A 13,415-nucleotide genomic window follows, 5' to 3' on the forward strand; every position below is an offset into this window, starting at 1 on the left:
TAGGCGCTGCGCGTTTAGACTAAATCTTTTGGTATCTTCAAAACCCTCTTTGAGAAAGCTCTCTACCAGTGATTACCCGGAGTGCCATCACCATCCCCAAGTAGCAGGTGGTGAGGCAGGGGCTCAGGCGTCCGATGTTTCCCAATCCGGTAAAAGGCGGTGGTTTCACTCACTGCCCAGGACTCCATGCGAGCCGTCGAATTCTCGGGGCGCAAGTAGTTGGCATAGACATAACGCAGCCTTGATCCCTCGGCCTCAAAGTTGCGCATTTCCATCGCGTTGAGTTGATGACGGAGCGCATCTTCCGATGAGCCGCCCAACGCTTCGTAGCCCACATGCACCGCACCCGGTAATCCCAGAGTCAGCTGCTGAGCCGCACGCCCAACGGTGCTTCGGAAATGCTTGGCTTTCGCCATTGCAGCGTCAAACGACGCGCTTTGCCAACTCACGATGCTAGCGTGAAGAACCCGATCGGCATGCAGTGGCATCCGTGTCGAGGGTACCCATTCGCCACTGAAACTATGGTCGTACGAGAGGTCGTACTCACCTTTGATAAGCTCGACCATCCGGCTTGAGCCAAAGTAGACGTCGTCATGCGCCATGACCATGTTCAGATTCGTCCAGTCGGCATCCCAGATATGCGCGGCCAAGATGTCATCCTCCAGTACCAGGCGCGCACGCGGGTCTTCAATATACCGCTCCACGTGCTTGACCAGGGTATCGGGCGGGTATTGCTTGAGCTCGCGACGGAATTGCACATCTATGACCAGCCGACGGCCCAAGCGTCGAGCCAGTTCATGGACAGGTTTGGCCAAGGCCTCGGCGCATTCGTGTTCCTCCACCTCGTAGCCCGAACGGTTGATCCGCTTGCACTCCACCGCCCAGCGCCGGCGATTACTGCTGACGAGCAAGTCGGGTGTCTTGGAACCCCCCAACTGCTCCGGAACGAACTGAACGGTTGCCCAATCCCGACTTTTGTATGCACCTGCCACCAGAATTTCGTAGAGGCCAGCATCGGGGGTCTTTCGTCCTTTCTTGAGCAGAGTTTCGACTCTGTCGTTCACTCCCTTTACCCGCTGAAGATGTACCAAGAGATGCCCGATTCGATGCATCAATGGGGCGATACGGAAACCTTCAGGTGCGAAGAAATTCCGCCGATCTTGAGCGAAAGCGTTGGTCTGATGGATGTACCAAAAGACGGCGTCGTTCTTGTCAAACAGTGGAACCTGCTCACCATGTGCCCACTTCGTCAGGGCATTTTCGTAGTTAGCCTGCACGGTATCCATGCGGGCGTCCCAGTCACGCTGTTCGAGCAGCGAGCGAAACCACGCAATTGCATCAAGACAAGGTTGGTCGATCCAATCTTGACCTTCACGTGTGGCTATCCAAAGCGGCGAGTTCATTCTTGTATGCCCTTCCTATGGGGATTGTCTTCAGGCGGTTGTGCGCCAGCTACTCCCCGAGCGCAACCGACCGCAATCAGTTGCCAGGCGGCGTTCTCCATCCATTCAACGTCGGACGTCCGTATCCTCCGGTAACATGGCGCCGATCATTTCCATCATCACCATTTTATTCAAGTAGTACGCAATCTTCTCTGCCGGAATGAAGTTCAGAAGCCCGTGTTGCTCGCTTGCGAGCGTGACCAAGCCTTCGAATTTCCAAAGGTCATCGACATCTGCGATGACGACCGAGCCACTCATGCCATTGAAATCGTCTGGACGATCGTCCACGATTTTTATGGTTGAAAGGCCCCGAATTCCTGGCTCGATAAGTTGCCCTTTGAGCCAGTGCAACTTCGCCCCCAAAACCCTTTCTTCGTGGTCGTAGTGTCAGCCCTCGTCCGGATAACCAAAGACGTGGAAGATATTAGCGCGGCAGAAGTCTTCGGTCTCAACATAGCGGGCCGCATCCAGGCTTGTGAGTCCTGCCGCGTACAAATCAGCATGCTGCGATTTTACGATCCGTCGAATGACCAGATCTGAATCCAGATCAGGGTTAGATTCATCACGGAAGACTGCGCGTTAGTCGAACACGATGGAGATATGGGCGTTGCGCAGCAGAATCCGCAAATCGTCATGCGCTGCGCATTGGTTGTTGAGTACGTGCAGGGCGGTTACGACGAAGAGTTCACCTTCGTACTCCAGCACAAAAGCAGTGCCAATCCCACCATGGGAGTAATACTCGTCGTAGCGCTCACTGCTGAGAATCACCGGATGAACGTGGCCCTGCATCATGTCAGTAAAGGCTTCTTCCGACATGTATTCTTCCGAGTCTTGCATGCCGAACCTCCAATCTGTGGTCTTGCGAAATACGCACCGCTTACGTCCGACTAGCGCGGCTGATGGTCTCCAGATTCACCAATATCCCAACATGATCTCTGGTGCGGAAGCGACTGTGCTAGAGCCATTGAAGTAGATTTTACCAAGCCATTGCCATGTAATGGCCACGGCATTCGTTTGTAGTCATCGTTTCCGAGAAGGAGCTTGCTTTGGTTGATGCGGCGGTTGTTGAGCGTGTTCTGTGTGTGGTTGATCGATGCCTAAGGGGCCAGTTTCCCGAGGATTACTACAAGCGATGCCTGTACGCATCCTTTGGTGTGCACGTTCTCCTTCGAGCCTTGGGGCACAGCCCTGCGGTAGTGGGCGGAAGTTTCTTAGCCTTTGTCGTCTCGCGGGATCAGCGCCAGGCCTCCATGCAAGGGTATGCATCCGATTCCGGCGAACACTCACACTATTGGGTTGAGCTCGATGGATGGATCATTGACCTGGGCACTTACTATTTGCCTATCGGTTCAAGCTTCCTGGCCTCTGAAATGCCGGCGCTTTACTGGGACAAGGGGTACCGCATGCCTAAAGGGCTGAAATACGCTCCTGAAGCTCGATATGCATCGCCAGAGGTAGCTCATCTCGAACCGCATATCATCGAAAAGATGGTGCCGTTCCTGGCAGCCTGCCAAGTCCGGATGTGTCAGCCTCTGGTCAAACCGAAAATTGGGAAGTGGCTGGTAACAACCCCTTCATCTATTCAAAGGGCAGCGAGTAAGGGCGATCTATGGGCACGCGCTGTGATTCGATATGAATCTATGCCGGCTGAACGGCTGCCTATCTGACGCATGCTCCCTCCCGGCAGGCTCTCTTGGCCTCACATTCCGAGATCGGGCAGGAAGCGAGCGTCAGCAATTGGCTGGTAGCGTAGTGTGGGGAGGGCAGATCAGCATCTCTTACCCTTATCAGGAGCATTCCCAAGATGGATATCTTCGACGACCTATCGGAACAAGCGATGGCATTGCTACACCGACTGGGTGTCCATGAAGTGTCTTCGGGGATCTGGGCTTTCACGGACGTGGAGGTCGCGAGCCACGGCCATGTGCATCACTCTCAGCAGCCGGTTGCTCTTGCTGCCTACGCCGCCATCAATCCGACGTTTGCAGCCGGTCGCTTTCCCGGATACACGCTGATCGAGCTGGTTGAAAAAGTGCGCTGCATGGACGGCACTGAAGATGCCGCCTTGGCGATGATTTGCCAGGTACCTCAACCGATCGACTGGTCACCCGTGGAGCGAGGGAAAAAGTTCGGAGATGTCGCTTGGCACATCGTTAAGAGATACGAGCTGGATGCCTGCTTTACTCAAAGTAGGCCGTGGGGGATCCAAGAAGGGAGTCATTACACCATGCGTCCTTGCGGCTTCGATCATGATCGGTCAGAGCCTGACCCTGAGGGGTTAAAAGCGATGCGCCGTGCGTACAGAAAAATGACCGATTTACAGCGTGTGATGGTTCTGACGCTGCTTCACCTCTACTCCCCTGGAAAGGACGACTTCTACCTGATAGGTGGCTGCCCGACCAAGATTTCTGCAGCTGAAGCGCTCCGAGTTTTGCGAGCAGATGGAACTGCGCTAAGGGAGTGGGGACTACTTGTAACTCATTACGCAGGCTGGTGATGCTGCCTGCGTGCCTGATTGGCTGCTTCTGGCATTCTCAAGCGGAAGATTCTGCTCATCGTGAGGATTGATTCAGGGACATGAGGCTATTTCTGAGTTGTGAGTTCACACAACTCATCTCACTGTAACGGCAGCCCTTATCTTCTAGCTGCCGTTACTAAACTTTCGATTAAAAAGCTTCGGGCTATTGGAGATCGAACTATGCACAGAGCAAACCAGAGCTCAGCCCAGAGCGCCCTCTGTTGACCATCCATTCAAGCGACCCGACCCCCAGTGGAGTCAGCTGGATAAGCCCTGCGAATGGACGCTGAGCCAGATCGGCGCGAGCCTGTTGAACTTGCCACATCCGCAACTCTCACCAGGCGAAACGAATAATTGATTTCAAGCGCATGGTGGCCCTATGAAATCGCAAGCTTTCTGCCTATCTTTGAGCTGGATCTGCCTCTGCCAGGGACTGTGCCATGCTCGAAAAAATACTTCTCCGTAATGTTTCCAGTTACTCGCCCGACGCTGCCGTGTCCATTGCTCCGCTCAAGCGCGTGAGCTTGTTCTATGGCCAGAACGGTACAGGCAAGACCACAATCGGTAACTTCCTACAGGCCCCTGGCGAGGCCTGTTATGGCGTCTGCGGAGTGGAGCCGGTCAAGGCCGGTCGCGAGGTGCTGGTCTACAACCACCACTTCATGGAGAAAAACTTCCAGGAGGCGGCATCTCAGCCAGGGGTATTCACGCTCAACGAGGGAAACATTGAGGCCAAAGAGGCATTGGCAGCAGCAGAGGCATCCATTGCGGATTTAACGGTCGCCCATGATGCTGAAATGGAGAAGGGAGTTAGCAGCAAGAAGGTTCATGACGCTGCGTATGAAGTACTGCTGGAAAGTGTCTGGAAGCCGAAGCGCGAGTTTGATGGGACTGCACTGGCCTATTGCTTCAAGTTGCTCAACACGAAGGAGCGATTGCTGGAAGCCGTTCGCAACGTGCCGCTGGTGGCCTCTACCGATACCTCCCAAGGGCTGTTGGCTGAGGCGGCTGCGTTAAAGGAGACCAGCGATCAGGAGCTGCCGGGCATTCCGCCGCTGGCGTTTCAAGTGCAGAGCCTGGAGGGCGATCCGATTCTGCAAGAGGTCATCACCGGGTCAGGTGACTCTTATCTTTCAGAGTTTATCCAGCAGCTGGGAAACTCTGATTGGGTCAAGCATGCCCTGCGCTATGAGACAGAGGCGCACGACAAATGCCCTCTTTGCCAGCAAATCCTGCCTCCGGATTTCTATGCTGAGGTTCGTAAGGTCTTCGACAAAACCTACGAGGAACGTCTGGATGTGCTGCGACAACTCGAAGCCCGGTACCGGGGCGGTGTCGAGCAGTTTCTACGTCGGTGCGAAGCCCCGGAGTACCAGCACCAAGCGATCAAGCTGTATGTCACCAAGCTGCAGGCGGCGTTCCAAAAGAACCTGCAAGCCATCGCAGAGAAAGTCGCCAGTCCATCCTTGATCACTACCCTGGATTCCACTGTCCCACTGGTGGCCAAGTTGAATGGCGAAATCGCGGCTGAGCAACAGAAGATCGACGAGATCAACGCGAAGATAAAGAACCGAAAGCAGCATGAAGACAGCATCAAGCAACGCTTCTGGAGCTGGTACAGGGGGGCGTGCAATGCGTTCATCGTAACGTTCGACAAAGTCGAGAAGGCCCAGGGTCGCATACGCCAGACGGCCAAAGATGAGGTGCAGACCCTCAGAAGTCGTATCCAGGAGCAACAGGAGATCGTGAGGACGTCCAGAGCATCCATCACCAATACCGACCAAGCGGTCGAGAACATTAGGTATTGGTTGCGGATGTTGGGTCTGAAAGGCTTCGAGCTGATCAAGGAGGAGGGCTCTGTACCCCAGTATCGGCTTGAGCGTCCAACCCAGACTGAAGGGGTGTTCAAGACCCTGAGCGAGGGCGAGAAAACGCTGATCTCATTCCTCTACTTCCTGGAGGTCTGCAACGGAGAGATGGGCTCAGGGGCTGGGAAGCTCAAGAGTGACCGGATCATTGTCATCGACGATCCGATTTCGAGCCTTTCCCATAACTACGTCTACGACATCGCGTCCTTGATCAGGCGCCAGGTGCTGATGCCGAAGGAGCGCTTCAAGCAGGTGATCATCCTGACGCACAACCTCTTCTTCTTCCATGAAATGGTCAAGCTGTTGAAAGAGGATGGAGAGAAAGCGTTTGCGCTGTTCCGTATCACCAAGTCCGAATACAGCTCGGTGGTGGCGATGGAGGAGCGGGAAATACAAAATGACTACCAGGCGTGTTGGCAGACGATCAAGGATGCCCTTCAGGGGAGGACGTCTCCCAACGTGTTGCCGAACATGATGCGCAACATCTTGGAGTATTACTTCAGCTTCGTGCACCAGACACCCACACTGCGGCAGGCGCTGATGAAGCTCAGCGAGGACAAGCCAGAATTCAGGGCGTTTTTCCGTTACATCAACCGTGAGTCCCATACGGACTCGGTCAACATCACGGACTTCGGTGAGATCGACCCTGTCACCTTCATCGACCGCTTCAAGGACGTGTTCGTGGAAACGAATTTCGAAGCGCATTTCGACAAGATGATGGCGTGAGGTTGTTCAGGGGGGAGGGGAGCTGGAAGGCCAATCAGGGGTAAGTGGGCAAATTTTACCGAGGCAAATACTGGCCTTTTCACGCGGGCTTTGCACTGATAGCATTGCGCCTGCAGCTACCATCAAAGGACTCTCCTTCCTGCCTGGCACTCATCTGCTCGCTTTGCACGTGGCGTGTAAAGGCTATCAGCGGCCCGCTGAGATCAGATGGAGAATACGCCATGACCGATCATGGAAAAGTTGTCCTGGTTCGCCAGTACAACCGTTTCCGGCTGGGGCAGTGGGAGATCGTGTGCACGCACATGCGCTCCCTTCCGCGCCGTTAATTGAACGTACCTAGGTGGTAGCTGCACCCTCCCTCACACGCTTTCCCAATGCCAAATCTGGTTACCAGTCGCTTGCTCAGACGCCGTACTTGCGCAGGCCCTGAACGCCTGAATTGATCACCAGAGCGTGCCTTAAGCTGAGCGCAATGACGTCACTGGCTGCGGCTTCCCGAGACCCAAAATGATCACGTAGTCCGCTTCTTTGCCTTTGGAGCTGTGGATCGAATCCTTTTTGAATGTCAGGTTGGGGTACTGGCTTGCCAGGGCTTCGAGGTTGGCGGGCAAGTCAAACTTGAACCTTGCAAGAAAGTAAACCGAGGAGCCAGGTTCAGCGGTTTACCAATGTCTCGCCACCGTTTGTTTCGATATGGCCAGCGTTCGAGCAACCTCGGCCTTTGATAGTCCTTCAGCCTTTAAACGTTGCACATCTTCACGGCGTTTTGCAGCAGCTACGACCCTGGAATGACTGTCTTCCGGTTTGACAGCGAGCGGGTCTATCAATCCGCCAAGGGCAGACACCTCTTTAGATAGACGCTTCAGGAGCTCGCTAGGGCGTACGACTTCCTCAGCACCGTATGCCAGAGCAAGAATGGACAGAGGATGAACGCCCAGTTGCCGAGCGATTTCATCTAGCTTTTCAACCGTAACGCCACGCTCTGAGCGCTCTATGCGACTTAAGTGGGAAGCAGTTATGCCTTCCTCCAGATCGGTCAGCAGCACCTGCTGTTGCCGGCGAACATGTCTCAACGCAGCGGCGATGGATTGCCTGAGCATTTGGGCCATTCTCTAAAATACGACTGTATGCCCGGTTTGCGCAGTTCCACTCAATGTCGTATAGTCAAACAAGGAACTATTTGGGCTAGCCTCGTGCTCGGACGGACACCGAGCATCTTGAGTTGAGAACTACCAATATATCGCTTAATCGTCGAACGGGAATTCCAGCAAGCCCTAAGGGGCAGCGCCATGAAAATGTTGGTCTATTCAGATTTGCACAACGAATTCGCTCCATTCGAACCACCCCCGACTGACGCAGACATAATCGTCTTGGCCGGCGATATCGACACCAAGGCGCGAGGCGTGGCGTGGGCAAACGAGGTGTTCAGCCAGCCGTCATTTATTGCGCCGGCAACCACGAGTTTTACTGAGGCCACATCGACCACACCCTGCGCAAAATGAAAGACGCAGCAGCTCATTTGCACGTCATGGAAAATGAGACGTGGGTTTGCAACCAAACGCGTTTTTTGATCACGACGGCTTGGACGAATTTCTCATCGAGCGGAGATGTTGTGGCAGCGACGAAGATGTGTGGCCAATGGATGAATGACTTCCAGGTGATCAGAGCTGAAGAGAGCTTTCGACGGCTACGTCCAGCAGATGTGATTGAGCGAAACCGGATTGCGTTTGAGTTTCTGAGCGATGAACTCGCCAAACCTTTCGAGGGTAAAACCGTCGTAGTGACACACCATTGTCCGATCTTGGAAGTTGCAGGCGACAAGCACGATGGCCATCTGAACGCGGCTTATACAAATCGATGGCACTCGCTTCTGCCGCAGGTGGACGTTTGGATTTTTGGCCATACGCATCGTTCAGTGGATATCGAACTGGATGGGTGCCGGCTTATCTCAAATCCAAGAGGTTACCCCCGGGAGGACACGGGCTTCATCCCGGATTTCACTATTGAAATTTGATGGCGTTTGCAGGCAAAAAAAGGCAGGAAAATGGGGCTTCCACGATGTGTGCTGGACGCAAAGGAAATCGATTTCGGTGTGCCGATTAGTGGGTACCTATGCTGCGCTGAATTTCAGCTTCCATGCATGACTGGAGTCGTTTTTTCTGAAACGAGAGGGCGTTTTGCGGATGGGAAGACAATCCGTACGTCGTTTGTCGAAAGAGTGTATGAGCTTCGGGGGTATCAGCTTTGCGAGACGCACAACGGCAGTTGTTATGTCATCTGTCATTGGTGGCATGAAAATGGTGCCATGCCGGAGATCAACATGATCCACTGACGAAGCCCCGGCTTTTCGATCTGCAGGCGCAGCTAACGATGTAACACCAGCAGGAGCCTGGATGGCTTTCGTGCAGCTTTAAATTTCCAAAGAACTAGGCAGCAGTGTGCAAACCAAATTGATTGAAGATGTGCTGTACGGCCCGGCCCTCATGCTAGGAGGATCGCGACTGGAGAATGACGAGCTGATCAAATTGGCCCGCGAGGAGTTCGATGGCCAACCATTTTGCATCGTTCGAAACTGGATGATGCTGGACATCTTGCTCCCTGAAAACGAAGAGAGGGACGTCAGAAAACGAGGCCTGCAACCTACTGTTCTGCTCGTCCACGAAGCAGTATTCGACAGCGAAGGGCGAATTGCAGCACGCGACAGTTTCATCACTGGATTTCAAAAAGACTACTACGGATGTTTTCTTGAAAGCGAAGAGACCCTCTTTATCTTGGCCGGTAGAGGCTTTCGCAAGCACGTGAGTTCGCCTGCTTTTCAAGCGCTGAATGCGTATGGAAATACTGGTATTCGCGCATAGCAGCCTTCCTGACGCCTTCGTTTCGCCAGAGCGCTATCCAGAATTTTCTCCATTATTCATCCTCGGATAACGCGAATGTTTGACCCAAGAAATGAGCTTCCTATGTGCGCCGGCCACTACATACAAACGGTTGAGGCTGTGCGTGGAAAGGGGCAGCTCTACAACTTCTGAGGGAGTTTTTATGCCTGAGCGCTCATGCCGAAATGGTTTATGCGCCAGATATCAATGCCTACTTTCTTCGCCTGAGCGACGTCGATCGGTGGAGCAACAAACGCGTCGGAATGCTCGATGCCGTGACCACCATGCCATTTAAATCTTTGGAGGTGTTACGGTCGGAAATTGCGACGTGGACACCACAGGATTACGCACACGTCCATGACGCCACCGAGATGGATGCCTTGACCAAATTAGGGTTGCTTCTGGGTAAATGATCTCGGTTTCACATCAGGTTTGAATCATCGATCAATCCAGCCATATGCGAAGCGACGTGCACTAACCACAGCGAGATAACGATATGCTCGATCCTAAACTGTTACGTAGCAACCTTCAGGAAGTGGCGGATCGTCTGGCATCTCGTGGCTTTGCCCTGAATTTTGCGCGCATCCAAGCGCTGGAAGAACAGCGCAAGACCGTCCAGACCCGCACCGAAGCACTGCAGGCTGAACGTAACGCGCGCTCCAAGTCCATCGGTCAGGCCAGGCAACGCGGCGTAGACATCGCACCGCTGATGGCCAATGTCGAGAACACGGTCAGCCAGCTGAACGAGAACAAGGCTGCCTTGGACAAGATCCAGGCCGAGTTGGAAGCGATCCTACTGGGCATTCCCAACCTGCCGCACGAGTCCGTGCCGATCGGCGAAGGCAAAGACGACAACGTAGAAGTGCGCCGTTGGGGCACTCCACGAATCTTCGATTTTGAAATCAAAGACCACGCCGCCATAGGTGCGAAGTTCGGTTGGGTGGACTTCGAAACCGCCGCCAAGCTGTCCGGCGCGCGCTTCAATTTTCTGCGCGGCCCGATCGCCCGTCTGCATCGCGCCCTGGCGCAGTTCATGATCAACCTACACACCAGCGAGCACGGCTACGAAGAGGCCTACACCCCGTACCTGGTGCGGGCCCCGGCGCTGCAAGCCACCGGTCAACTGCCGACGTTCGAGGAAGATCTGTTCAAGATCGCTCGTGAAGGTGAGGACGATCTTTACCTCATCCCTACGTCCGAAGTCCCGTTGACCAACTTGGCGGCAGGGCAGATTCTCGATGCAGTACAGCTGCCCCTCAAGTTTGTTGCCCATACCCCGTGCTTCCGTAGCGAAGCCGGCGCGTCGGGTCGCGACACCCGTGGCATGTTCCGCCTATACCAGTTCGACAAGGTCGAGTTGGTTCAGATCGTCGAGCCGTCGAAGTCGAATGAGGCGCTGGAAGACTTGATCGCCAGCGCCGAGAGAGTCCTGCAGCTGCTGGGCCTGCCTTACCGCATCCTGGCGCTGTGCACCGGCGACTTGGGCTTCAGCGCATTCAAGAGTTATGACCTGGAAGTATGGATTCCGAGCCAGGACAAATACCGCAAAATCTCCTCGTGCTCCAACTGTGGCGACTTCCCAGCCCGCCGCATGCAAACGCGTTTCCGCAACCCGGCAGCCGGCAAGCCGGAACTGGTGCACACCCTGAACGGCACCGGTTTGGCGGTCGGTCGTACGTTGATGGCGGTACTGGAAAACTACCAGGAGGCCGACGGCTCCATCCGGATTCCGCCGGTGCTCAAGCCTTACATGGGCGGCGTGGACATCATTCGTTGATTGAATGCAGACTTTCGGCGAAATCAGCTAGCCAGACGTTAGCCTTCGGCAATTCTTCACAAACTGCGAAGGCGCTCCAGACCTTGACTGTTCTCACGGTATTGATGCTTGAAGGATCTACATCCAATCAGACTGCTCACCATCGACAGACTGGCTGTATTTGTCGAACCAATTCTTTAGCTGAACGACTTCGTCACGGTAGGCATCAGGCTACAGGAGGACGATTGTGTTTAAGGTTGAAGGGGGGGGCGCTCCTGCCCAGGCAGGCTATCAAGCCCGCCTGGCTGTCCCAGAAAAACGGTTGTCCTGACTACCGTACGGTCATTTCTTCATGATCTTCCTCTGCTTCAGCCTGGAAGACCTCAATGAGTTTCTGGTTGTAATCGTCCAAATAGCTCTGCAAACCCTCCCGATCAACGAGGCGTACCCCGGCGGTGGTGGCGAGCTCCTTGGCCGACTTTGTGTAGTACGAATTGGTGACGACCATGGCTTCGTCACAACAGTAGAACGCCTTGGCCGAGATCGCTTGCTGAACTGCGGCGTTGCCAACGGAACCGGTGTAGTTTTTGGCCTGGATCACCATGTTCTTGCCGAATCGACTCACGAACAAGTCGGCCCCTTGATCGGCGGTTTTCTTGGTTTCCTTAACGTCGAAGCCGATGGTTTGGAAGATCTCGACCAGGAACAACTCGAACTGGAACCCATCCATTGCGTCCACCAAATACATGGTGATGAACCGGTTGGGGTTGAAATGCTCAAGCTGGCTACCCAAGCGCTCGACGAGGATGTCGAAGTAGATAGCTTCGCAAAGACTCAGCCCGGAGCGGAAAGCCGGCAAGGAAATCAAGGGAGTGTTGGCCGTAGCGTTCGCTTGAGCGTTGAACTGGACACCCTGGTACGAAATATCGTTCTCCCAGAGGTAGTAATAGAACAAAGCGAGATCGGATCTGAATGTCGTTCCAGCCTCATCGATCCATGACCGAAGGGTCTTGGCCAAGTCGGCTTTAATGTGGCGGCTGAGCGCTCTGGAGAAGCCAAGATAGGTCGAGTTGAATGCAGTGGTCAGAAGCAGTTTATCCAGTAGCGAGGGTAAGCCTTCAAGCTCATCGAATCCCTTGCGGATCAGCACCTCGCGAAACAGCTCACGTTCGGTGTACACACCATCGAGCCTTGGGCCTGGTACGCCGGCATCGTTGCTGGTGGAAGAGGTTTCACGGGTAGTGTGGATGAAGTTCGTGAAGTAGGGCTGCTTGAGCTGCGCGTATTTTCTGAGCACATTGTTGAGCAGATCGTTCAGCTGTGCCTGCTCTTTCTTCTTGCCCAGGAAATCCTTGATGAGTCCCTTGGACTGGTACTGAAAGTCCGGGTAGAAGGATGGGTCGAGTGGTGTCAGATGCTGAGCGCGCAGCTCTGCGGGCGGCGATATCTGCGAGCCGTTGCACCAAGGACAGATTGTCTCAAAAGTGGTTCTGTGGCATCCGTTGCATTGGTAAATCATGGGCGTCCTTTCCAGGCTGAAGACTGAGGTGCGGTCCAAGCCGGTATACCTCAATCTCGATCAAGTGCCACTGAAAGGTAGCTGATCGTCCTGAAAGGTCTCGGTGCTTGATGGCAGAACATAGCCTAATGCCATATAACAGTCTACGGCGGTCTTATGAACTCGATGCCTATTCGTCTATGTCACCCTTGGCCACATGTTTCCGGTGGAACCACTCATGGAGTTCGACGTCGCTGCGATAGGCCTCCAACTGGTTTTCTCCTGGCTCATGGGGGTAGTCCTCGGGCCGCATTTCTCGCAGGCGGCGAAGTTGTTCAAGGTTGGATTGAGCCTGTTGAGTCCGACGGGATTGAATGATCTCAGCCACCTCCTTGAAACCAACTGATGCCGGGCCATTGTCCCAGTACCACTGCTTCATATCCTTGTAGATCTGGATATGCCGACCATCGAACCCACCGCTATGGTTATCGATGTCAAATGCATAGCGATATGGGTCTAGCTGATGAAGGACGAACTGCTGCAGGCAATAGGCCGTGCCATACATGCCGTTGAGCAGGATTTCTCGGTGAGTAAGGTAGGGCGACTCATTCATCATTGTCTTCCCATGGGAGCTAAAGATGTAAGTCTAGTTGGAGTGGGCAAGGGTTCCACTCACGGGCTGTACTGTCTGATCGCTCTAGCTCTGACGCGAACAAAAGTGATGCGGGCGT

11 protein-coding genes and 1 pseudogene are annotated in these 13,415 nt (G+C 54.3%); 6 read left to right on the top strand and 6 right to left on the bottom strand.

What is annotated here, in order from left to right; translation table 11 throughout:
- Positions 1-62: 62 nt before the first annotated feature.
- From PMI25_RS05905 to PMI25_RS05915, 3 genes are all read right to left on the bottom strand, one after another.
- Positions 63-1,403, bottom strand: a complete 1,341-nt coding sequence (locus tag PMI25_RS05905; protein WP_007962487.1) for a hypothetical protein — start codon at positions 1,401-1,403, stop codon at positions 63-65.
- A gap of 105 nt (positions 1,404-1,508) precedes the next feature.
- On the bottom strand, positions 1,509-1,805 hold the full coding sequence (locus PMI25_RS29605; protein ID WP_238547069.1) for a hypothetical protein: 297 nt from the start codon (positions 1,803-1,805) through the stop codon (positions 1,509-1,511).
- Between the two features lie 216 nt (positions 1,806-2,021).
- On the bottom strand, positions 2,022-2,279 hold the full coding sequence (locus PMI25_RS05915) for a hypothetical protein (protein WP_007962489.1): 258 nt from the start codon (positions 2,277-2,279) through the stop codon (positions 2,022-2,024).
- 209 nt (positions 2,280-2,488) lie between these two features.
- Here PMI25_RS05915 and PMI25_RS05920 point away from each other — a divergent pair, with 209 nt between their 5' ends.
- The 3 genes from PMI25_RS05920 to PMI25_RS05930 all read left to right on the top strand — a co-directional run bounded on the left by PMI25_RS05920 (position 2,489) and on the right by PMI25_RS05930 (position 6,554).
- The gene (locus PMI25_RS05920; protein ID WP_007962490.1) at positions 2,489-3,109 is read left to right on the top strand and encodes a hypothetical protein; all 621 of its coding nucleotides are present in this window, start codon (positions 2,489-2,491) and stop codon (positions 3,107-3,109) included.
- A 137-nt stretch (positions 3,110-3,246) separates the two neighbouring features.
- Positions 3,247-3,939: a hypothetical protein gene (locus PMI25_RS05925; RefSeq protein ID WP_007962491.1), complete on the top strand. Its 693-nt coding sequence runs from the start codon at positions 3,247-3,249 to the stop codon at positions 3,937-3,939.
- Between the two features lie 461 nt (positions 3,940-4,400).
- Positions 4,401-6,554, top strand: a complete 2,154-nt coding sequence (locus tag PMI25_RS05930; protein ID WP_007962492.1) for an AAA family ATPase — start codon at positions 4,401-4,403, stop codon at positions 6,552-6,554.
- A gap of 662 nt (positions 6,555-7,216) precedes the next feature.
- Here the strand turns inward: PMI25_RS05930 and PMI25_RS29610 are convergent.
- Positions 7,217-7,654 carry a helix-turn-helix domain-containing protein gene (locus PMI25_RS29610; protein ID WP_045121996.1) on the bottom strand — a complete coding sequence of 146 codons (438 nt, stop codon included), beginning with the start codon at positions 7,652-7,654 and terminating at the stop codon, positions 7,217-7,219.
- A gap of 189 nt (positions 7,655-7,843) precedes the next feature.
- On the opposite strand from PMI25_RS29610, the pseudogene PMI25_RS05940 reads away from it, so the two are divergent.
- The 3 genes and pseudogenes from PMI25_RS05940 to serS all read left to right on the top strand — a co-directional run bounded on the left by PMI25_RS05940 (position 7,844) and on the right by serS (position 11,207).
- Positions 7,844-8,568 (top strand): annotated as a pseudogene (locus tag PMI25_RS05940) (metallophosphoesterase).
- Positions 8,569-8,992: 424 nt separating this feature from the next.
- Positions 8,993-9,412: a DUF6957 family protein gene (locus tag PMI25_RS05945; RefSeq protein ID WP_007962496.1), complete on the top strand. Its 420-nt coding sequence runs from the start codon at positions 8,993-8,995 to the stop codon at positions 9,410-9,412.
- Positions 9,413-9,926: 514 nt separating this feature from the next.
- A complete protein-coding gene (gene serS / locus PMI25_RS05955; protein WP_007962501.1) occupies positions 9,927-11,207 on the top strand; it encodes a serine--tRNA ligase in 1,281 nt (426 codons plus the stop codon).
- Positions 11,208-11,517: 310 nt separating this feature from the next.
- On the opposite strand, the gene PMI25_RS05960 is transcribed toward serS, so the two are convergent.
- Positions 11,518-12,705: a restriction endonuclease gene (locus PMI25_RS05960; RefSeq protein ID WP_007962502.1), complete on the bottom strand. Its 1,188-nt coding sequence runs from the start codon at positions 12,703-12,705 to the stop codon at positions 11,518-11,520.
- 169 nt (positions 12,706-12,874) lie between these two features.
- Positions 12,875-13,297 carry a hypothetical protein gene (locus PMI25_RS05965; protein ID WP_045121997.1) on the bottom strand — a complete coding sequence of 141 codons (423 nt, stop codon included), beginning with the start codon at positions 13,295-13,297 and terminating at the stop codon, positions 12,875-12,877.
- Positions 13,298-13,415: the final 118 nt, after the last annotated feature.

Source organism: Pseudomonas sp. GM30, from assembly GCF_000282275.2.
Taxonomy (GTDB): Bacteria; Pseudomonadota; Gammaproteobacteria; order Pseudomonadales; family Pseudomonadaceae; genus Aquipseudomonas.